Origin of the sequence: Pseudomonas sp. ANT_J28 (assembly GCF_008370005.1) — a bacterium.
Classification (GTDB): Bacteria; Pseudomonadota; Gammaproteobacteria; order Pseudomonadales; family Pseudomonadaceae; genus Aquipseudomonas; species Aquipseudomonas frigoris.
On sequence record NZ_VOBM01000041.1, the window covers coordinates 21,240 to 43,092 of the forward strand.

Below are 21,853 nucleotides of genomic sequence, written 5' to 3' on the forward strand. Positions count from 1 at the left end.
GGAAAACACTATGAGCGCAAAAGTCTGGCTGGTGGGTGCGGGTCCTGGCGATCCGGAATTGTTGACCCTCAAGGCCGTACGGGCGTTGAGCGAAGCAGATGTGGTGCTGATCGATGACCTGGTCAACGACGCGGTGCTGGAGCATTGCCCGCAGGCGCGGATCATTCCCGTGGGCAAGCGCGGCGGCTGTCGCTCCACACCTCAGGCATTCATTCATCGCCTGATGCTGCGTTATTCCCGCCACGGTAAAAGCGTGGTACGGCTCAAGGGTGGCGACCCGTGCATTTTTGGCCGGGGCGGCGAAGAGGCGCAGTGGCTGCGTGAACACGGGGTCGAAGTGGAACTGGTCAATGGCATCACCGCCGGGCTTGCCGGCGCAACGCAATGCAATATTCCGTTGACCCTGCGGGGTGTTGCTCGTGGCGTGACACTGGTCACCGCCCACACTCAGGATGGCAGCAGCCTGAACTGGCAAGCCCTGGCCCAAGGTGGCACGACGCTGGTGGTGTATATGGGTGTCGCAAAACTGAGCGAGATTCGTGAGCAGTTGCTCGCCGGAGGAATGGCGGCGGATACACCGGTGGCAATGATTGAAAACGCTTCCCTGCCACACCAACGCGAATGTCGGAGCGACCTGACAGCGATGGAAGAAGATGCCTACGCCTTTGAGTTGAAGAGTCCGGCAATCCTGGTGATTGGTGCTGTGGCAGCCTGTGCGAAAGTATCCATTCTGGAACATGGCTTGCCCGCAACTGCGGTCAATCAGTCAGCCTGACTCTCCCCGCTTCAACCCTGCCTTCACCAAATCGCAGACAAAGAAAAGCCCGGCCTGAGCCGGGCTTTTCAGAGTTGCGCGCTAATTACTTAGCGTTAGCTTCAACCTTCGCTTCTACGCGACGGTTAACAGCGCGACCAGCTTCAGTTTTGTTGTCAGCAACTGGGCGGGATTCGCCGTAGCCAACAGACTGAACGCGGGACGATTCAACACCGTACTGGTTGGTCAGAACTTGTTTAACGGCGTTTGCACGACGCTCGGACAGTTTCTGGTTGTAAGCGTCAGGACCGACGGAGTCAGTGTGACCTTCAACAGTGGTGCTGGTGGATGGGTACTGCTTCATGAAGTCAGCGAGGTTTTTGATGTCGCCGTAGCTGTTAGGCTTGACTACCGACTTGTTGAAGTCGAATTTCACGTCCAGCTCAACACGAACAACTTCAGCAACTGCTGGGCAGCCATCAGCGTCAACAGTTACGTTGGCTGGGGTGTCCGGGCACTTGTCAACGTTGTCGCACACGCCATCGTTGTCGCTGTCGGAGCAGACTTCAGCGGGTGCTTGAACTGGAGCAGCAGCAGGCTTGGAGCCGCCACCGAAGTTCACACCGATACCGACGCTTGGAGCCCACTCGGTGTCGCCCTGGTCGATGTTGTATTGAGCTTCAACGCCAGCACGGGCGTAGAAGTTCTCGGTGAAGTACAGCTTGGCACCGCCACCAACGTTGGCGAAGGTGGAACGGTTACGACCGCCACCGCCGTTCTGGCCAATGCTCTGGTCCGAGAAACCGGCCGAAACGTATGGACGAACCATGTCGCCTGGGTTGTTGAAGTGGTACAGAGCGTCCAGAGCGGTATCAGCGCCCTTAACGTTACGACCGTCATCGGAACGCACGTTGTGCACTTCGTCGTAAGCCAGACGCAGTTCAACGTCGTCGGTGATGAAGTAGCCTACGGAAGCGCCAAACAGGTTGCCGTTGTTTTTGAAGTCACGATCGCTGTCGTACTGTTCTTTCTTGGCGAAGCCTTCGATTTCAACTGCGCCTTGGCCTTGTGCCAGCGCGCCGAACGAAGTAGCGGCAATAAGAGAACCAATGGCAAAGCCCAAGGTGTTTTTCAGTTTCATCCGTTAAATCCCCATCTGGTGATTGTGAAGCAGTCCCGCAAACCGGGGGACAACTCGGCGGCAAGTCTATCAGAACTTGCCTACACGTAAGAGATATTTGCGCCGAACTAAGTTTCAGCAATGCCTGCAAATTTCTCACGCAATTTATCTAGAGCACGTTTGTAACGCATTTTTGTCGCACTCAAACCCATGTGCATGATATCCGCGATCTCTTGAAATTCCAGCTCTGCGACAAATCGTAGCACCAGGATTTCACGGTCAATCGGGTTCACATACACTAACCAGCGATCAAGTCCACCCTTATCCTCGGGTTTCGGCGCCTTTTCTTCAGACGCTTCCTCAAGGGGGTCCAGACTCAAAGCATCCATCAAGCGACGCTTTCGCCGTTCTTTCCGATACTGCGTGATGCATTCGTTGTACGTGATGCTATACAGCCATGTCTTGAACTTCGATTTCCCCTCGAAGTTCTTCAGGCCGTACAGCACCTTCAACATCACTTCCTGACAGACATCGTCTGCATCGCGATCGTTCCCAAGATACCGTGCACAGACGTTAAATAATGTTCGCTGGTAACGCCGCATCAGTTCTTCGTAGGCGCGTGTTACGTGAAACAGCTCGGTATGCGAGCGCGCGACCAACTCCTCATCAGAGAGCTCGCGGGGGTCGTAGCGCGTGGACAGCGATTGAGCTTTATTCAAAACAAGTCGGGCCGACAGTCAGGTCAATGTCCGCCGCAGCCCTTACAGGGCATTTTGCGGCGGCGTACATTAGCAGGGTTTGCCGGGTTAGCGGCTACTCACATGCTGCTCCAGGAGAATCCGATTGGAGAGTGAGACTAGCTCACCCTCATCGGTCAGCAATGTGGTTTTAACCGTGCCGATCTCTTCGATCTGGCCTTCGACCTCGCCAACACGCACTTGTTGTCCAACCTGATACAACTCACGCACATAGATTCCCGCAAGAATCTGACCGGCGATTTCCCGGCTTCCCAACCCCATGGCCAGCGCAACCGCCAGACCAACGGTAATCAATACGATCACAATCACATGGTTGAGCAGGTCAGTCTTGACCTCCAACTGGCTGATTGCGACCGAAATACTGATGATAATCACCAGGCCCTGGGCAATTCTCCCCAAGCCCGCAGCGTAGTCAAGCCCTACGCCCTCTGCCGCACCCCGCACCAGCCCATTGGCCAATTGTGCGAGCAATACACCCACCAACAACACCAGCGCGGCGCCGAATACTTTCGGCAAATACAGCGCAAGCATGTCAAGCGTAGCCGAAACTCGCTCAAGTCCAAGGGATTCTGCGGCAGAAACCAGAAAAATCAGCAGAACGAACCAATAGACAATCTTGCCAATCAAGGTCGAGATCGGCACTTGAAGGCCGGCCCGGGACAGCAATTTGGTCAGTCCGGTGCCGCCCATCAGGCGATCGAGCCCCAGCTTGGCGAGCAACTTGGACAACAAAGTGTCCAAAAGTTTCGCAACGACGAAACCCAACAGCAGCACAACCAGTGCGCCGAACAGGTTCGGGATGAAATTTGCAACCTTGGTCCATAACGCAGTCATTGCAGTGACGAGGCTCTGAGTCCAGAGATCAAGTTCCATATTCAATCAGCCTTATCAGCAGTGCGAACGGTAGGTTTACGGTGGCGGGAAACCGGAGCGACATGGGCCGATCCGTTATTCAGGGCGATCATCAGCGCGGGCAGCCAGCGGCCCAGCAGGCTAAACAGATCACCGGCGCCGACCTGGCGGTTGGCGGTTTTCAGTACACGCCCAAGGCACGCATCGTCGTCCCGGGTGGACGGCGAGGCGTTCAGCATGTCGCGCAAAGACTGTTCAAACGGATCGTGCATACGCACCTCTCGTGATGTCTGTGAAAGACGCGGCCAAATTTGCTCGGGTCACATGGTTCACCCTCAGACCCAGCGCAAACGTCGGAATATCCACCACTGCCCCAGCGCCACCGAGACCATGATCAGGCAAGCGATCAGGAAGCCATAGGGGCTTGCAGAGAACGGAATCCCGCCGACATTGATACCTAAAAGCCCCGTTAGAAAACTCATCGGCAAAAAGATCCCGGTGATGATCCCGAAGCGGTACATCGTGCGGTTCATTCGCACACTCAAACGTCTATCTTCTGCCTCGAGGACCAACCCCACCCGCTCCCGGGTCAATTCCAGCTCCTCGAGATACCGGGTCAGGCTATTGTTCAATTCGTTCCAGTAATCACCGTCGTCCTCGACGAACCAAGGCAGTTTTATCCGTGTCAGTTGTCCGAATATTTCCCGCTGCGGCGCAAGAAAACGTTTCAGCGCAGCGGCCCTGCGACGGATCTGCAAAATGGCTCCGTGCTCGGGTGTATACCGTTCGTCGGCATCCAGCTTTTCTTCTTCCTCATCGACCACTTCCGAGAGGCAACTGACCAGATCCTGCACCTTGTTGGTGAGGTATTGCGCCATATAAAGGATGAGTTCTGACGCAGTTTTGGGTCCTTTGCCTTCAGTGAGCTGCACCAGCAACTCATCGGTGGCGCGCAACGGACGCAAACGCAGAGAAATAACCCGCTGGGCTGACGCGAAAATCCGCACCGAGACCATGTCTTCCGGCTCGGCACCCGGGTTCAGGTTCACCCCACGCAAAAATAGCAGCAGTTCGCTGTCCGAAAGCTGTAAAAGACGCGGACGGGTGTTTTCTTCAAGTAATAGATCACAGCTGAATTCGCTCAGACCGCTGGATTTTCGTAACCAGGTCTGGGTTTGCGGGTGACTGCGATCCCAGTGCAGCCACAGGCTTTCATGAGCCTGCAGCTGCAAGTCATCGAGTTCAGTCCGGGCTATCGAACGCGCACCGCCTTTACCGTCCAGCACCAGGGCATGCACCAGCCCCCACTGCGCGTTTTCTTCCTCGAACATCCTCACCCCTTTGTTGGTGTAGCGCTTTATTCAGGCATCTTCAGCGGGCTTGGCGAGATGATCACGCCGTTATTGTCCGCATAGATGTAATGGCCTGGATGAAAGGTCACGCCAGCAAAGGTCACGGCTACGTTGAGATCGCCGAGCCCGCGCCTGTCGGATTTCCTCGGGTGGCTGGCGAGGGCCTGAACGCCCAGATCGGTCTGCGCGATGATATCGACGTCGCGGATGCAACCGTAGATCACCAGCCCTTCCCAACCGTTATTCGCGGCTTTCTCGGCCAGCATGTCACCCAGCAACGCATGACGCAGGGAACCGCCACCGTCGACCACCAGCACCTTGCCATTACCTTTGAGCTCAACCTGCTCCTTGACCCGCGAGTTGTCTTCGAAGCATTTGATGGTCACGATTTCGCCGCCGAAAGAGTCACGGCCACCGAAATTGCTGAACATCGGTTCCAGCACCTGCACCTGCTCCGGATAGGCGTCGCACAGGTCAGGCGTAAGGTAATGATTCATCGAGAAACTCCTGTAAAGAGGAAGACAATCGAGGGTGTCGAAACGTGACCAGAACAGCTCAATGCGTCATATCTTAGCCGCAAGCCGAACAGAGCGAAATGCCCTTGTTAGAGCATCAGGCTCAGACTGCCGTGGCCAGATCCGGTTTTTCACCCAGCAATGGCGTCTGCTGATCTGCCAACCACAGCGCTACCAGCGGCCAGACTTCAGTCTGGGCGGCTTTGCTCACGAGCATCTCCACATGACCGAAATTATCGCCAAAGCCCTGCTCGCGACCCAGGTTAATAAATTGCTTATGCTCGGAACCCACCTGATCGAACAGCTTGCGACAAGCCCAGGTCGGGTCCTGATGATCACCTGCGGCACTTACGGCCAATACCGGCAACTGAACCTCGGCCAATCCGGCCCACCAATCCTTATCGGCATCGCCGAAGCGCCCGAACAGGCCATACCAGCGCATGCTTTCCAGGGCCAGGCCAATCGGCTCGTCCTCCGGGCCGCGCTTGAGCCGAGAACCGGACAGCTGGGCAAAGCGTTTAAGGATGAAACGTCCACTCCACTCCACCGGCGGAATCTTCAGCGGCCAATAGGTGCGACTGACTTGCGTACCAAAAAACGCCGCGGAAGCCACGACCGGCTCGCCGATGTACTCGCCACCCAGCGCCGCCGCCAGGGTAATCCCGCCCAGCGAGTGACCGATCCAGTGCGGGATCTGGCCGCTCTGCTCGCGCACGAACGCGCCAATGGCCGGCAAATCGTAACGGGCGTAGTCGGCAACGCGGTTCTTGCGGTAGTTCTGGTTACGCTGGGACAGGCCGTGGCCACGCATTTCGGGAATCCATACATCGAATCCCAGACGCGTCAGATAGGCGCCCAGCCCAAGCCCCTTCGGGGAAAACCAGAACCGGCGATTGGAAAAGCTGCCGTGAAGCAAAATAACCGGAACGCCACGCGCGTCTGAGCCATCCGCCATGCCCAGGCGCGTCACAGCCAGTTCGACGGTGCCGTCAGGGCTGTTGCCGGGTTTCAGACGATAGACGTCTTCGCTCAGATCGCCGCGCCGCTCGGCGCTGATCAGGGCAACAGGAAATAGGTTGCTGCTGCTTTGCATAATGCTCTTGCACAAAAAGGGCGGCGTCCAGAGGAGCCCGCCCTACTTGAATCTCTAAAAGGGCCGATCACTGATCGGCCCTTTCACTCACACCATCAAGCCGAAACTTGACCTTCAGCCAGGAAGAACCAGGTTTCCAATACGGAATCGGGGTTCAACGAAACGCTTTCGATGCCCTGCTCCATCAGCCATTTGGCCAGATCAGGGTGGTCCGAAGGGCCCTGACCGCAAATGCCGATGTACTTGCCAGCCTTGTTACAGGCCTGAATCGCGTTGGCCAGCAGCTTCTTGACCGCCGGATTACGCTCGTCAAACAGGTGCGCGATGATCCCGGAGTCACGGTCCAGACCCAGGGTCAGCTGGGTCAGGTCGTTGGAACCGATGGAGAAGCCGTCGAAGAACTCGAGGAACTCTTCAGCGAGGATCGCGTTGGACGGCAGTTCGCACATCATGATGATGCGCAGACCATTCTCGCCGCGGGCCAGGCCATTTTCGGCCAACAGATCGATCACTTGGCTAGCTTCGCCCAGGGTACGGACGAACGGCACCATGATTTCAACGTTGGTCAAGCCCATCTCGTTGCGCACACGCTTGAGGGCGCGGCACTCGAGTTCGAAGCAGTCACGGAACGCTTCGCTGATGTAACGCGAAGCACCGCGGAAGCCCAGCATCGGGTTTTCTTCTTCCGGCTCGTAGAGCTTGCCGCCGATCAGGTTCGCGTATTCGTTGGACTTGAAGTCCGACAGACGCACGATGACCTTTTTCGGGGTGAACGCAGCGGCCAGGGTGCTGATGCCCTCAACCAGTTTGTCGACATAGAAGCCAACCGGATCGTCGTAACCGGCGATGCGCTTGTCGACGCTGTCCTTGATGTCCTGCGGCAGACCGTCGTAGTTCAACAGCGCTTTGGGGTGAACACCGATCATGCGGTTGATGATGAACTCCAGACGGGCCAGGCCCACACCTGCGTTCGGCAGCTGTGCGAAGTCGAAGGCGCGATCCGGGTTGCCGACGTTCATCATGATCTTGAACGGCAGATCAGGCATGGCGTCAACGGAGTTTTTCTTGATGTCGAAGCCCAGTTCGCCTTCGAAGATGTAACCGGTGTCGCCTTCAGCGCAGGACACAGTCACGCCCTGGCCGTCTTTCAACAGCTGGGTGGCGTTGCCGCAACCGACCACGGCCGGAATGCCCAGCTCGCGAGCGATGATCGCCGCGTGGCAAGTACGGCCGCCACGGTTGGTGACAATGGCGCTGGCGCGCTTCATGACCGGTTCCCAGTCCGGGTCGGTCATGTCGGAGACCAGTACGTCGCCGGGCTGGACTTTGTCCATCTCGGACACGTCCTTGATGATGCGGACCTTGCCGGCGCCGATGCGCTGGCCGATGGCGCGACCTTCAACCAGCACGGTGCCGGTTTCTTTCAACAGATAGCGTTCCATGACGTTGGCCGAGGTGCGGCTCTTCACGGTTTCAGGACGGGCCTGAACGATGTAGAGCTTGCCGTCGTCGCCGTCTTTGGCCCATTCGATGTCCATCGGGCACTTGTAGTGCTTCTCGATGATCATCGCTTGCTTGGCCAGCTCGCTGACTTCGGCGTCGCTCAGGCAGAAACGTGCGCGATCAGCCTTGTCCACGTCGATGGTCTTGACCGACTTACCGGCCGTGGCCACTTCGCCGTAGATCATCTTGATGGCTTTGCTGCCCAGGTTGCGACGCAGGATGGCCGGACGACCGGCTGCCAGCGTGCCTTTGTGGACGTAGAACTCATCCGGGTTTACCGCGCCTTGTACGACGGTTTCACCCAGGCCGTAGGCGCCGGTGATGAACACCACGTCACGGAAGCCAGATTCGGTATCGAGGGTGAACATCACGCCGGCGGTGCCGGTTTCGGAGCGGACCATGCGCTGCACGCCGGCCGACAGGGCAACCAGCTTGTGGTCGAAGCCCTGGTGGACGCGGTAGGAAATCGCGCGGTCGTTGAATAGCGAAGCGAACACCTCTTTGGCGGCGCGAATAACGTTTTCGACACCACGGATGTTCAGGAAAGTTTCCTGCTGACCGGCGAAGGAAGCGTCCGGCAGGTCTTCAGCGGTAGCGGAAGAGCGCACGGCCACGGCCATGTCAGGGTTGCCGGCCGACAGCGTGGCGAACGCGGTGCGGATCTCGGCGTTGAGCTTCTCGGGGAATTCGGCTTCCATGATCCATTGACGGATCTGGGCGCCGGTCTTGGCCAGGGCATTGACATCGTCGACGTCCAGGGCGTCGAGGGCGGCGTGGATCTGATCGTTCAGGCCGCTCAACTCGAGAAAATCACGATAAGCCTGAGCTGTCGTGGCGAAGCCACCGGGCACCGATACACCGGCACCTGCAAGGTTACTGATCATCTCGCCCAGGGATGCGTTCTTGCCCCCTACGTGCTCTACATCATGGACGCCGAGCTTATCGAGGGAAACTACGTACTCTACCAAGGTGATCTCTCCACTAACTGTGTTGGAAAAGCTCAGAAGCCGGCGGCTCAAAGGAGCGTTTGCCAGCTGTATGGCCTGGACCTGGAAAATAAGTGAGAATGCGGGCCATCAGTGGCCGGCAAATCGCGCCTACTATATCCAAGATTCGTCACAAGTGTCCTGTGTCGCAAGTGCGTGCCTTTTTGGCGAGTGACTGTTGTTGCCAGACAAGGCGCCGTGACAAGTCATAGCTGGCTATGGCGAGGAGCGGCAACGTAGTATGGCGACAACAGGCGCCGCCAAAAAGGTACGCACTTGTGATACAGGACACTCACTTAAGGCCCAAGGTGCAAATGAAACGATCTGCTTTCTTTATTTCCGACGGCACCGGCATCACAGCCGAGACCCTCGGCCAAAGCCTCCTGGCGCAGTTCGAAAACATTACCTTCAGCAAATTCACGCGGCCATACATCGACAACGTGGATAAAGCGCGGGCCATGGTACAACAAATCAACAAAGCCGCCGAAACCGAAGGCTTTCGGCCGATCATCTTCGACACCATTGTCAATCAGGACATCCGTGAGATCCTCGCAACGTCCAATGGTTTCATGATTGACATTTTCTCGACATTCCTGGCTCCTCTTGAACAGGAATTGACCGAGCTTTCTTCCTACACCGTCGGTAAGTCCCACTCCATTGGCAGCAACTCCAATTACATGGAGCGGATCGAGGCGGTGAACTTCGCCCTCGACAACGACGACGGTGCGCGCACGCATTATTACGACAAGGCGGACCTGATCCTAGTGGGCGTGTCGCGTTGTGGTAAGACGCCGACGTGCCTGTACATGGCCATGCAATTCGGCATCCGCGCGGCCAACTACCCGCTGACCGAAGACGACATGGAACGCCTGCAACTGCCAGGCACCCTGCGTGCCCACCAGCACAAACTGTTCGGCCTGACCATTGACCCGGACCGCCTCACCGCGATCCGCAACGAGCGCAAGCCCAACAGCCGCTATTCGAGCTACGCCCAGTGCGAATTCGAAGTGCGTGAGGTGGAGAATCTGTTCCGTCGCGAGAACATTCCGCACATCAATTCCACGCATTTTTCGGTGGAAGAGATTTCGGCGAAGATTTTGGTGGAGAAAGGCGTGGAGCGGCGGTTCAAGTAGTTCTGCGGCGCCCGTTACACCGCCTTCGCGAGCAGGCTCGCTCCCACAGGGGAATGCATTTCAACTGTGCGAGCCTGCTCGCGAAGAACGATTACACGGTCTCCGCCAATGCTGCCGCCAACGCGTCAAACCCACCCAGCAACAACCGATCATCCCCCGCCGAATTACACACACTCGCCCTGATGAACTGCGGCACCGCTCCATGCCCAACCGCAAACATCTCGGCAGTAGCCACCAGATAATTTTTTTCCTTAAGCTCCTCAGCAATCTGCGAGGCCCGCCACGGCTCGGGCACGTCGACCCAGAAGTGCGGGCTATGGGGATGGGTTTTGTACACCAAGCCTTCCAGCACACCACTCACCAACGCCTTGCGCCGACCGATTTCAGCAATCTGCTGGCCCAGCAACTGCTCGGCAATGCCGTTTTCTATCCACAGACTCGCCACCTCCAGCGACAGCGGGCTGGCCATCCAGCAGGTTCCGCGCACGGCTGCACTCAAGCGTCCGATCAACGGTTGCGGCGCGTGCAGGTAACCGACCCGCAAACCTGCCGATACCGCCTTGCTCAAACTGCCAATCAGCACCGAACGCTCCGGGGCGAAATGGCTCAAGGGTAACGGTCGTTGTTGAGCCAATACCGCGTGGGCTTCGTCTTCAAAGATCAACAGATTGTGCTGCCGACAGACCTCTGCAATCGCCTCGCGCCGTGCGACGGACATCACTGCAGCCGTAGGATTCTGGATCGTCGGCGTGCAATACAGCGCTGATACACGATGGTTGCGGCAAACCTCCTCCAGCGCATCGGGCATCAGCCCTTCATCATCCATCCCGACGCCGATCAGTTTTATCCCGAGCTGGCGGGCGACGCTGATCAACCCCGGGTAGGTCAGGTGCTCCGTCACCAACGTATCGCCCGCCTTGAGCAACCCCATCAAGGCACACAACAGACCGTGCTGGCCGCCGTTCACGCAAACGATCTGCTCGACGGTCGGGGCAAACTCTTTATGCCTGAGCCAGTGCGCGCCCGCCGCACGATAGCGTGGCAAACCGACATCGACGGTGTAGCCACTGATGTGTTGCAACGCCTCAGGATCAAGGGACAACGCTTGCAAGCTCTGACTCAAAAAAAGCGCTTCCTGCCCCGGAATCGGTTGATTGCGGCTCATGTCAAAAAACGCCCGCGGTTCATCACTGACATTGCGAAAGCCACCGTCCCGCGGCCGTTCCAACCCGCGCTGACGCACATAGGTGCCGTCTCCTACTCGCGCGACCACCAATCCCACACGTTCGAGTTCACCGTAAGCGCGGCTGATGGTACCGATGGTCACGCCGAGGCTATCCGCCAGCAACCGATGAGGCGGCAATTTGCAGCCGGGCTCGATCAGCCCTTCAGCGATGCCTTTTTCGATCGCGTCGGCGAGGCGCTTGTATTTCACCCCCAGACCGTTTGCGAGGCCGTCGCGCAGGATTGACACCATGGCAATACTTGTTTTGACAGTCATTACAGCCCCGAATAGCGTGCTTGAAACAGGTTCAATCAGGGATAGACCTTTTGCAGATGAAGGTCAATTCCGAACACAAAAGGAGCTCGCTCATGTCCATTGCCGTCAGTGCACCTTCATGTACTGCAAAACCCTGGCGGTCCGCACTGATCACCAGCGTACTGTTCCTGATCGTGTGCCTGAGCTGGGGCACCACGTGGCTCGGGATCAAGATTGCCGTTGAAAGCGTGCCGCCGCTGACCGCCGCCGGCCTGCGGTTCCTCATCGCCTTCCCACTGTTTCTCGGCTTCGCCCTCATACGCCGTGAGCCGCTGCTGTTTCCCAGGGAAAGCCGCTGGTTTTTTGTCTTTGTCACGCTGTCGTATTTCAGCCTGCCGTACTACTTGCTCAACTACGGCGAGATGCACGTTTCGTCCGGCCTGACGGCGCTGCTGTTCAGCTGCATGCCGGTGTTCATCCTGCTGTTTTCCGCGCTGTTTCTGCGGGAGAAAATCTACCCCTCGCAAGTACTCGGCATCGCCATCGGTTTCGGTAGCCTGTTCATGATCATCCGCAACCAGGGGCTGCATCTGGACCATGCCGAGTTGTTCGGGGTGTTGGCGATCCTCTGCGCCGCGGTGATGCATGCGCTGTGTTACGTGGTGACTAAAAAACACGGTACGGCGATCAGCGTCATCACCTACAACACGCTGCCCATTGGCATCGCCGGGCTGATGCTGTTTGTCGCGGGATTGAGCGTCGAAGCACCGATGTTCGATGCCATCACCGCGCGTTCGTGGAGTGCCCTGCTCTATCTGGGGCTGGTGGCGTCGGTGGGCGGGTTTATCGTTTACTTCCTGCTGCTCAAGAGACTGAGCCCGATCATTCTGTCGTTTGTGTTCATCATTTTTCCGGTGTTCGCGGTGATCATCGGTGCCTGGTACGAGGGGCAAACCTTGTCCCGGGAACTGATGATGTACTCGGCGATTTTGCTGACGGGGTTTGCGATCACCAAATTGCCTGTCGAAAAGTGGCTTAGATGACAAACAAGTCCATGAAACGGTTGACCGGTATTGCTTCAAGGGCAACCTGATCCTTGCACAACGCAAAGATCTCGGCGCATCGCTGGGCGGTGAAGCGCGTCGCCAGGTTCGCCTTGAACTTGTCTTCCAGCAGCGCAATGCCGTCGGTGCGGCGACGGCGATGGCCGATCGGGTACTCCACCAACACGTTATCGGTGCTGGAGCCATCCTTGAAGAACACCTGTATCGCATTGGCAATGGAGCGTTTGTCGGCCTCCAGGTATTCGCGGGTGTAGCGCGGGTCTTCGACGATGACCATTTTTTCGCGCAGCACGTCGATGATCGGATGCGCCGCATGGAAGTGGTCTTCGTACTGCTCGGCCACCAGATTGCCGAACGCCAGAGGCACGGCGGTCATGTACTGGATGCAATGGTCACGGTCCGCAGCGTTGGCCAGCGGGCCGACTTTGGAGATGATGCGGATCGCCGATTCGTGGGTGGTGATGACGATTCTGTCGATTTCATGCAGGCGATTTCTGACTTGCGGGTGCAGAGTCACCGCCGCTTCGCACGCCGTTTGTGCGTGAAACTCGGCCGGGAAGCTGATTTTGAACAGCACGTTTTCCATCACGTAGCTGCCGTATGTCCGGGAAAAACTGAACGTGCGTTTGTCTTCCGGCTTGAGCGCCAGGTCGTTGTTGGTGTGGCTGAACAGCACGTCGTAGAAGCCCCATTGTTTGGCGGTCAGTACGCCGGGGATGCCCATCTCGCCACGCATTGCAATGTCCGCCAGACGCACGCCACGGCTGGACGCGTCGCCTGCGGCCCAGGATTTTCGTGACCCGGCATTGGGTGCATGGCGATAGGTACGCAGCGCCTGTCCGTCGGCGAAGGCGTGAGACAACGCGGACAACAGTTGCTCGCGATTGGCGCCCATCAGCTTGGCGGTGACAGCGGTCGAGGCGACTTTCACCAGGATGACGTGATCAAGGCCTACACGATTGAAGGAGTTTTCCAGCGCGATCACGCCTTGAATCTCGTGGGCCATGATCATGGCTTCGAGTACCACGCGAACGGTCAGCGGCGCATCGCCATTGGCCAGCCGCTTTTGCGACAGGTGATCGGCCACCGCGAGAATGCCACCGAGGTTATCGGACGGATGGCCCCACTCGGCCGCGAGCCAAGTGTCGTTGTAGTCGAGCCAGCGCACGATGCAGCCGATGTCCCACGCCGCCTTGACCGGGTCGAGGCGATAACTGGTGCCGGGGACGCGCGCGCCGAACGGGACGACGGAGCCTTCGACGATCGGGCCAAGGTGTTTGGTGCATTCGGGAAAGCGCAGGGCCAGCAGGCCACAGCCCAACGTGTCCATCAGGCAGTTGCGGGCGGTGTCCAACGCTTCCTTGGACTCGATTTTATAGGTCAGGACGTAATCGGCAATGTCTTGCAGGACCGTGTCGTAGTCGGGGCGGTTGTTCTGGTCGACGTTGGTGCTCATGTTCGATTCACTCTTGAAGTGGTTCGTTAATGGGACCTCGGTTCAGGGGGCAATCTTCAGTCGGTGACAAGATTCTTATTGCTGAAATGCGGTCCTGTAGGAGCCAGTCAGAAAGAATCGCCCGGCACGCGGACGTAACCTTCCATCAACACCCGCGCGCTGCGGCTCATGATGGCTTTGTTCACGGTCCATTCACCGTTGACCTGACTGGCTTCAGCACCCACGCGCAACGTGCCGGACGGATGCCCAAAGCGTACGGCATTGCGTTCGACACCGCCCGCTGCGAGGTTCACCAGCGTGCCGGAAATCGCCGCCGCAGTACCGATCGCCACCGCCGCCGTGCCCATCATCGCGTGGTGCAATTTGCCCATGGACAGCGCCCGCACCAGCAGATCGACATCGCCCGCCGCAATCGCTTTGCCACTCGAAGCAACGTAGTCCGCAGGCTTGGCCACAAAGGCAACCTTAGGCGTGTGCTGACGCTTGGCCGCTTCGTCCAGATCCTTGATCAGGCCCATGCGCAATGCGCCGTAAGCCCGAATGGTTTCAAACATCAGCAACGCTTTCGGATCGCTATTGATCGCGCCTTGCAGCTCGGTGCCGGTGTAACCGATGTCTTCGGCATTGACGAAAATCGTCGGAATACCGGCATTGATCATGGTCGCCTTGAAGGTTCCGACGCCGGGCACTTCGAGGTCATCCACCAAATTGCCGGTAGGAAACATCGAACCACCGCCACCCTCTTCTTCCGCCGCCGGGTTCATGAATTCGACCTGCACTTCGGCCGCCGGAAAGGTCACGCCGTCGAGTTCGAAATCACCAGTCTCCTGCACTTCACCGTTGGTGATCGGCACGTGGGCAATGATGGTCTTGCCGATGTTGGCCTGCCACACGCGAACCACGGCAACGCCGTTGTGCGGGATGCGGCTGGCGTCCACCAAACCATTGCTGATGGCGAACGAACCGACCGCCGCCGACAGGTTGCCGCAGTTGCCGCTCCAGTCGACGAAAGGCTTGTCGATGGACACCTGACCGAACAGGTAATCGACGTCGTGATCGGCCTTGATGCTTTTCGACAGGATCACGGTTTTGCTGGTGCTGGAGGTCGCGCCACCCATGCCGTCGATTTGCTTGTCATACGGGTCGGGGCTGCCGATCACGCGCAGCAACAACGCATCGCGAGCAGGCCCTGGAATCTGTGCCGCTTCGGGCAGGTCTTTCAGGCTGAAGAACACGCCTTTGCTGGTGCCGCCGCGCATGTAGGTGGCGGGGATTTTGATTTGAGGTGCGTGAGCCATGTCATTCCTCTATTGGCCAACAGGGGATTCGAAATCCCCTGTGGCTCTAAGTTTTAAACGGCGACGGCCGATTCCAGGAAGTCCTGAGCGAAGCGTTGCAGCACGCCACCCGCCTCATAGATCGACACTTCTTCGGCGGTGTCGAGGCGGCAGGTCACCGGCACTTCGACGCGTTCGCCGTTCTTGCGATTGATCACCAGCGTCAGCTCGGCACGCGGGGTGCGCTCACCGATCACGTCGTAGGTTTCGCTGCCGTCGATGCCCAACGTCTTGCGGTCGGTGCCCGGTTTGAACTCCAGCGGCAACACGCCCATGCCCACCAGGTTGGTGCGGTGAATGCGCTCGAAGCCTTCAGCCGCAATCGCTTCAACACCGGCCAGACGCACGCCTTTGGCTGCCCAGTCGCGGGACGAACCCTGACCGTAGTCGGCGCCGGCGATGATGATCAGCGGCTGCTTGCGTTCCATGTAGGTTTCGATGGCTTCCCACATGCGCATCACTTTGCCTTCCGGCTCGACGCGAGTCAGCGAACCCTGTTTGACCTTGCCGTTTTCCTGAACCATTTCGTTGAACAGTTTCGGGTTGGCGAAGGTGGCGCGCTGCGCGGTCAAGTGGTCACCGCGGTGCGTTGCGTAAGAGTTGAAGTCCTCTTCCGGCAAGCCCATTTTCGCCAGGTATTCGCCGGCGGCGCTGTCGAGCATGATCGCGTTCGACGGCGACAGGTGATCGGTGGTGATGTTGTCCGGCAGCACCGCCAGCGGGCGCATGCCCTTGAGTGGACGAGCGCCAGCCAACGCGCCTTCCCAGTACGGCGGACGGCGGATGTAGGTGCTCATCTCGCGCCAGTCGTACAGGGGCGTCACTTTCGGGCCGGTGTCTTCGTGGATGGCGAACATCGGAATGTAGACCTGACGGAACTGCTCAGGTTTGACCGACGCCTTGACCACTGCGTCGATTTCTTCGTCGCTCGGCCAGATGTCTTTCAGGCGGATTTCTTTGCCGTTTGCGTCCAGGCCCAACACATCTTTTTCGATGTCGAAACGAATGGTGCCGGCGATGGCGTAAGCCACTACCAACGGCGGCGACGCGAGGAACGCGTTCTTGGCGTACGGGTGGATCCGGCCGTCGAAGTTGCGGTTGCCTGACAGCACAGCGGTGGCGTACAGGTCGCGGTCAATGATCTCTTGCTGAATCACCGGATCCAACGCGCCGGACATTCCGTTGCACGTGGTGCAGGCGAAGGCGACGATGCCGAAACCGAGTTGCTCAAGTTCGCTGGTGAGGCCGGCCTCGTCGAGGTACAGCGCGACGGTTTTCGAACCCGGCGCCAGGGACGATTTGACCCACGGTTTGCGAGTCAGCCCGAGCTTGTTGGCATTGCGCGCCAGCAGGCCGGCGGCAATGACGTTGCGCGGGTTGCTGGTGTTGGTGCAACTGGTGATGGCGGCGATGATAACCGCACCGTCCGGCATCTGGCCGGGCACTTCGGTCCACTGGCCGGAGATGCCTTGGGCGGCGAGATCGGAAGTGGCGACGCGGGCGTGCGGGTTGCTCGGGCCAGCCATATTACGCACCACCGAGGACAGGTTGAAGGTCAACCCACGCTCGTATTGCGCGCCTTTCAGGCTGTCAGCCCACAGCCCCGTGGTCTTGGCATAGTTCTCGACCAATTGAACCTGCTCGTCTTCACGGCCGGTGAGTTTCAGGTAGTCGATGGTTTGCTGGTCGATGTAGAACATCGCTGCGGTGGCGCCGTATTCCGGGGCCATGTTGGAGATGGTCGCGCGGTCGCCCAGGGTCAACGCGGAGGCGCCTTCGCCGAAGAATTCCAGCCACGCGCCGACCACTTTTTGCTGACGCAGGAACTCGGTCAGCGCCAGCACCATGTCGGTGGCGGTGATGCCCGGTTGCAGCTTGCCCGTCAGTTCAACGCCGACGCTTTCCGGCAGACGCATCCACGACGCACGGCCGAGCATCACGCTTTCAGCTTCCAGGCCGCCGACACCGATGGCGATCACGCCCAGTGCATCGACGTGCGGAGTGTGGCTGTCGGTGCCGACGCAAGTGTCGGGGAACGCCACGCCGTCGCGCACCTGGATCACCGGAGACATTTTCTCCAGGTTGATCTGGTGCATGATCCCGTTGCCCGGCGGAATCACATCAACGTTCTTGAAGGCCTTTTTGGTCCAGTTGATGAAGTGGAAACGGTCTTCGTTGCGACGGTCTTCGATGGCGCGGTTCTTCTCGAACGCCTCCGGATCGAAACCACCACGCTCGACGGCCAGGGAGTGATCGACGATCAATTGCGTCGGCACCACCGGGTTCACTTGCGCTGGATCGCCACCTTGCAGGGCGATGGCGTCACGCAGGCCGGCGAGGTCGACCAGCGCGGTCTGGCCGAGAATGTCGTGGCACACCACACGGGCAGGGAACCACGGGAAGTCGAGGTCGCGTTTGCGCTCGATGAATTGCTTCAGGGATTCGGTGAGCGTGGCCGGGTCGCAGCGACGCACCAGGTTTTCCGCCAGCACGCGGGAGGTGTACGGCAGAGTGTCGTAGGCGCCAGGCTGGATGGCTTCGACAGCCGCACGGACGTCGAAGTAATCCAGATGGCTGCCGGGCAGCGATTTACGGAATTCAGTGTTCATCGTCAGGACTCGGTCACGGTAGTTTCAAAAGGTGGGGCCTTTCGCCGACGCTGAAATGAACTCGGTCAAATGTGGGAGCGGGCTTGCTCGCGAATGCGGTGTATCAGTCGACATCAATGTTGAATGTCAGTCCGTCTTCGCGAGCAAGCCCGCTCCCACAATGGTTCCCGGTTCATTCAGTAACCTGCGTGGTCAGCCCCCACCATTCAGCGTTGTTCGATTGGCACGAACTTGCGCTGTTCGACGCCGACGTACTCGGCGCTCGGGCGGATGATGCGGTTGTTGGCCCGTTGTTCGAACACGTGCGCCGCCCAGCCGGTCAGGCGCGAGCAGACAAAAATCGGGGTAAACAACTTGGTCGGGATGCCCATGAAGTGGTACGTCGACGCATGGTAGAAGTCGGCGTTCGGGAACAGCTTCTTCTGTTCCCACATGGTTTTGTCGATGGCTTCGGAAACCGGGAACAACACGGTGTCGCCCACTTCGTCAGCGAGTTTTTTCGACCAACCCTTGATCACCTCGTTGCGCGGATCGTTGTCCTTATAGATCGCGTGGCCGAAGCCCATGATCTTGTCCTTGCGCTCGAGCATGCCGAGGGTGCCTTTGATCGCCTCTTCCGGCGAGCTGAAGCGCTCGATCATTTCCATTGCCGCTTCGTTGGCGCCGCCATGCAGCGGACCACGCAGCGAGCCAATGGCGGCCGTGACGCAGGAATACATGTCCGACAGGGTCGAGGCGCAAACCCGTGCGGTGAACGTCGAGGCGTTGAACTCGTGCTCCGCGTAGAGGATCAGCGAAACGTTCATCACTTTGACGTGCAACTCGCTCGGTTTCTTGTCGTGCAGCAGGTGCAGGAAGTGGCCGCCGATGGATTGTTCGTCGCTCACGCAACTGATGCGTTTGCCGTCGTGGCTGAAGCGATACCAGTAGCACATGATCGCCGGGAACGCGGCCAGCAGGCGGTCGGTCACGTCATGTTGTTCGCAGAAGTCTTTCTCCGGCTCGATGTTGCCCAGGAACGAGCAACCGGTGCGCATCACGTCCATCGGGTGGGCGTCGGCGGGGATGCGCTCCAGCACTTCTTTGAGCGCTTGCGGCAGGTCGCGCAGCTTGCCCAGTTTACTGATGTAAGCGGCGAGTTGTGTTTTGGTCGGCAGTTCGCCGTAAAGCAGCAGGTAGGCCACTTCTTCGAATTGTGCGTCAGCCGCCAGTTCGCGAACGTCGTAGCCACGATAGGTCAGGCCTGCGCCCGACTGGCCCACGGTGGACAGTGCGGTTTGCCCGGCAACCTGGCCACGGAGCCCGGCGCCACTGAGTACTTTTGCTTCGGCCATTGCTGTCTCCAGTTTTTGAATTTGTTAGGGAATCGGCAAGTTGTGGGAGTCGCGATTACTTCTTCGCCGCAAACAACGCATCGAGCTTCTGCTCGAAGGTGTGGTAATCGATGCGATCGTAAAGCTCCATGCGGGTCTGCATGGTGTCGATGACGTTCTGTTGCGTGCCATCGCGGCGGATCGCGGTGTAGACGTTTTCTGCGGCTTTGTTCATCGCGCGGAACGCCGACAGCGGGTACAGCACCAGCGACACGTCGGCAGCGGCGAGTTGTTCGGTGGTGTACAGCGGCGTCGCGCCGAATTCGGTGATGTTGGCCAGGATCGGCGCTTTCACGCGGCTGGCGAACAATTTGTACATGTCCAGTTCGGTGATGGCTTCCGGGAAGATCATGTCGGCGCCGGCCTCGATGCACGCTGCGGCGCGATCCAGCGCAGATTCCAGACCTTCCACTGCAAGGGCGTCGGTGCGGGCCATGATCACGAAGCTGTCATCGGTGCGCGCATCGACGGCTGCCTTGATGCGGTCAACCATTTCCTGCAGGGACACGATCTCTTTATTTGGACGGTGACCACAGCGCTTGGCGCCGACCTGGTCTTCGATGTGAATCGCCGCCGCACCGAACTTGATCATCGACTTGACGGTACGCGCGACGTTGAACGCCGAGGAACCGAAACCAGTGTCCACGTCCACCAACAACGGCAGGTCGCAGACGTCAGTGATGCGGCGCACGTCGGTCAGTACGTCGTCCAGGCCGGTGATGCCCAGGTCTGGCACACCGAGGGAGCCGGCAGCCACCCCGCCACCCGACAGATAAATCGCCTTGAAACCGGCGCGCTTGGCCAGCAGCGCGTGGTTGGCGTTGATCGCGCCGACCACTTGCAAAGGATGCTCGCTGGCGACCGCATCGCGGAAACGCTGGCCTGGAGTGCTCTTGTTGGAACTCATGACTCACCTCGTTCAGTGGCTGTCGGGTTAGCACCGTCCTGGTAGTGACGGGCGATATTGCGTTTGGAGGCGCCGATGTGACGGCGCATCAACAACTCGGCCAGTTCACCGTCACGGTCGGCGATGGCGTCGAGAATTCGGTGGTGCTCGGCAAAGGCCTGACGCGGGCGATTGGGCGTGGTGGAAAACTGGATGCGGTACATGCGCACCAGTTGATAGAGCTCGCCACAGAGCATCTGCGTCAGGGTGCGGTTGCCGCTGCCCTGGATGATTCGGTAATGGAAGTCGAAATCACCTTCCTGCTGGTAGTAGCCGACACCGGCCTGAAACGCCGCATCGCGCTCATGGGTTTCGAGGACCCGGCGCAGTTCGTCGATTTCTTCGAGGGTCATGCGCTCGGCCGCCAGACGGCAGGCCATGCCTTCGAGGGATTCGCGGATTTCGTAGAGTTCCAGCAACTCCGCATGGCTCAACGAAACCACCCGCGCGCCGACGTGCGGCACACGAACCAGCAGGCGCTGGCCTTCCAGACGGTGGATCGCCTCACGCAGCGGCCCACGGCTGATGCCATAGGTGCGCGCCAGTTCCGGCTCGGAGATCTTGCTGCCCGGGGCGATCTCGCCCTTGACGATGGCCGCCTGAATGCGCCGGAAGACGTTCTCGGAAAGCGTCTCCGAATCGTCTTGGGCAATGACCGGGGGATCGAGTTGATCCAGCATATTGTCGACACCTTGAAAGCTGATGCCGCAAAAACTAGCGAATACAGACCTTTTAGTCAAAGGATAAATAGGTATTGTCGACAATCGTCTAATAACCGACTGCACCATAACGACGCAGCCCTCCCTGTTTATAGCCGCCCCCCGGCGCTGGCGCCATAAAACCACCGTGCTAGAATGCCGCCCGCATTTGTTTGTGACATCTGCACTGCTTGTCATAAACAGCTGATAGGCATACGAGGGAGCTTGCGCAGCGATGCCAGGGCCTTGAATAGAAGTACGGACCGCTGCGCACCAGGATTTATGAAACTCAAGCCCTTCCCGACGTTCCTTTACCTTCTTTGCCTGCCCGGTTTCGCCGCGGCGGGGGAAAAGACCGTGTACGGCCTCAATGAGTACGCCTCCCTGGACGGTATCGACCTGGAGGTCGCCGCCAAACTCGACACCGGGGCGAAAACCGCATCCTTGAGCGCCCGCGACATCAAACGCTTCAAACGCAATGGCGAGTCCTGGGTGCGTTTTTACCTGGCCATCGACACCGCTCACTCACACCCGATCGAACGGCCGCTGGCCCGGGTCAGCAAGATCAAGCGCCGGGCCGGCGACTACGACCCGGAAGAAGGCAAGAAGTACACCGCCCGTCCGGTGATCGAGCTGGATATCTGCATGGGTTCGGCTTTACGTAGCATCGAAGTGAACCTAACCGACCGCAGCGCCTTCCAACACCCGCTCCTGATCGGTTCCGAAGCGCTCAAACGCTTCGACGCGCTGGTTGATCCCAGTCTTAAATACGCTGCTGGCAAACCCGCCTGCGCCACCGACGCTCATACCGCAGAGTAATTCCA

19 protein-coding genes are annotated in these 21,853 nt (G+C 58.8%); 4 read left to right on the forward strand and 15 right to left on the reverse strand.

What is annotated here, in order from left to right:
* The first annotated feature begins 10 nt into the window (after positions 1-10).
* Entirely contained in the window at positions 11-775 is a 765-nt protein-coding gene (gene cobA, locus FQ187_RS23875; protein WP_149631356.1) for a uroporphyrinogen-III C-methyltransferase, read from the forward strand.
* A gap of 85 nt (positions 776-860) precedes the next feature.
* Here cobA and FQ187_RS23880 read toward each other — a convergent pair whose 3' ends face one another.
* The 8 genes from FQ187_RS23880 to ppsA form a co-directional block, all read right to left on the reverse strand.
* Complete coding sequence (locus FQ187_RS23880) at positions 861-1,895, reverse strand: OmpA family protein (protein WP_149631357.1); 1,035 nt, start codon at positions 1,893-1,895, stop codon at positions 861-863.
* A gap of 107 nt (positions 1,896-2,002) precedes the next feature.
* Positions 2,003-2,593: an RNA polymerase sigma factor SigX gene (gene sigX, locus FQ187_RS23885; RefSeq protein WP_008146300.1), complete on the reverse strand. Its 591-nt coding sequence runs from the start codon at positions 2,591-2,593 to the stop codon at positions 2,003-2,005.
* A gap of 87 nt (positions 2,594-2,680) precedes the next feature.
* Positions 2,681-3,505, reverse strand: a complete 825-nt coding sequence (locus tag FQ187_RS23890; RefSeq protein WP_008027407.1) for a mechanosensitive ion channel domain-containing protein — start codon at positions 3,503-3,505, stop codon at positions 2,681-2,683.
* Between the two features lie 2 nt (positions 3,506-3,507).
* Positions 3,508-3,756 carry a hypothetical protein gene (locus FQ187_RS23895; protein WP_027922557.1) on the reverse strand — a complete coding sequence of 83 codons (249 nt, stop codon included), beginning with the start codon at positions 3,754-3,756 and terminating at the stop codon, positions 3,508-3,510.
* A gap of 63 nt (positions 3,757-3,819) precedes the next feature.
* A complete protein-coding gene (locus tag FQ187_RS23900) occupies positions 3,820-4,815 on the reverse strand; it encodes a zinc transporter ZntB (protein ID WP_149631358.1) in 996 nt (331 codons plus the stop codon).
* A 26-nt stretch (positions 4,816-4,841) separates the two neighbouring features.
* On the reverse strand, positions 4,842-5,333 hold the full coding sequence (gene rraA, locus FQ187_RS23905; RefSeq protein WP_149631359.1) for a ribonuclease E activity regulator RraA: 492 nt from the start codon (positions 5,331-5,333) through the stop codon (positions 4,842-4,844).
* A gap of 121 nt (positions 5,334-5,454) precedes the next feature.
* Positions 5,455-6,444 (reverse strand): alpha/beta fold hydrolase, encoded by a 990-nt coding sequence (locus tag FQ187_RS23910; protein WP_149631360.1) that lies wholly within the window; start codon positions 6,442-6,444, stop codon positions 5,455-5,457.
* 95 nt (positions 6,445-6,539) lie between these two features.
* Complete coding sequence (ppsA, locus tag FQ187_RS23915) at positions 6,540-8,915, reverse strand: phosphoenolpyruvate synthase (RefSeq protein WP_149631361.1); 2,376 nt, start codon at positions 8,913-8,915, stop codon at positions 6,540-6,542.
* Positions 8,916-9,247: 332 nt separating this feature from the next.
* Between ppsA and FQ187_RS23920 the strand changes: the two genes are divergently transcribed.
* Positions 9,248-10,066, forward strand: a complete 819-nt coding sequence (locus tag FQ187_RS23920) for a pyruvate, water dikinase regulatory protein (RefSeq protein ID WP_149631362.1) — start codon at positions 9,248-9,250, stop codon at positions 10,064-10,066.
* A gap of 91 nt (positions 10,067-10,157) precedes the next feature.
* Here the strand turns inward: FQ187_RS23920 and FQ187_RS23925 are convergent, their stop codons facing one another.
* A complete protein-coding gene (locus FQ187_RS23925) occupies positions 10,158-11,567 on the reverse strand; it encodes a PLP-dependent aminotransferase family protein (RefSeq protein ID WP_149631363.1) in 1,410 nt (469 codons plus the stop codon).
* Positions 11,568-11,659: 92 nt separating this feature from the next.
* Between FQ187_RS23925 and FQ187_RS23930 the strand changes: the two genes are divergently transcribed.
* Positions 11,660-12,589 (forward strand): DMT family transporter, encoded by a 930-nt coding sequence (locus FQ187_RS23930; RefSeq protein WP_149631364.1) that lies wholly within the window; start codon positions 11,660-11,662, stop codon positions 12,587-12,589.
* Here FQ187_RS23930 and prpD read toward each other — a convergent pair.
* The 6 genes from prpD to FQ187_RS23965 form a co-directional block, all read right to left on the reverse strand.
* Complete coding sequence (gene prpD / locus FQ187_RS23935; protein ID WP_149631365.1) at positions 12,582-14,066, reverse strand: 2-methylcitrate dehydratase; 1,485 nt, start codon at positions 14,064-14,066, stop codon at positions 12,582-12,584. The two genes, FQ187_RS23930 and prpD, sit on opposite strands and share 8 nt — an antisense overlap.
* A gap of 107 nt (positions 14,067-14,173) precedes the next feature.
* Positions 14,174-15,364 carry a 2-methylaconitate cis-trans isomerase PrpF gene (gene prpF / locus FQ187_RS23940; protein WP_149631366.1) on the reverse strand — a complete coding sequence of 397 codons (1,191 nt, stop codon included), beginning with the start codon at positions 15,362-15,364 and terminating at the stop codon, positions 14,174-14,176.
* Positions 15,365-15,417: 53 nt separating this feature from the next.
* Positions 15,418-18,012: a Fe/S-dependent 2-methylisocitrate dehydratase AcnD gene (gene acnD, locus FQ187_RS23945; RefSeq protein ID WP_149631367.1), complete on the reverse strand. Its 2,595-nt coding sequence runs from the start codon at positions 18,010-18,012 to the stop codon at positions 15,418-15,420.
* Between the two features lie 206 nt (positions 18,013-18,218).
* Positions 18,219-19,346 (reverse strand): 2-methylcitrate synthase, encoded by a 1,128-nt coding sequence (gene prpC / locus FQ187_RS23955; protein ID WP_149631368.1) that lies wholly within the window; start codon positions 19,344-19,346, stop codon positions 18,219-18,221.
* A gap of 55 nt (positions 19,347-19,401) precedes the next feature.
* Entirely contained in the window at positions 19,402-20,292 is an 891-nt protein-coding gene (prpB, locus tag FQ187_RS23960; RefSeq protein ID WP_008146328.1) for a methylisocitrate lyase, read from the reverse strand.
* Positions 20,289-21,008, reverse strand: coding sequence for a GntR family transcriptional regulator (locus FQ187_RS23965; RefSeq protein WP_178122757.1), 720 nt, complete (start codon positions 21,006-21,008; stop codon positions 20,289-20,291). Before FQ187_RS23965 ends, prpB begins: the two co-directional genes overlap by 4 nt.
* Positions 21,009-21,311: 303 nt before the next feature.
* Between FQ187_RS23965 and FQ187_RS23970 the strand changes: the two genes are divergently transcribed.
* Positions 21,312-21,848, forward strand: coding sequence for an ATP-dependent zinc protease (locus FQ187_RS23970; RefSeq protein WP_149631370.1), 537 nt, complete (start codon positions 21,312-21,314; stop codon positions 21,846-21,848).
* The last annotated feature ends 5 nt before the right edge of the window (positions 21,849-21,853 follow it).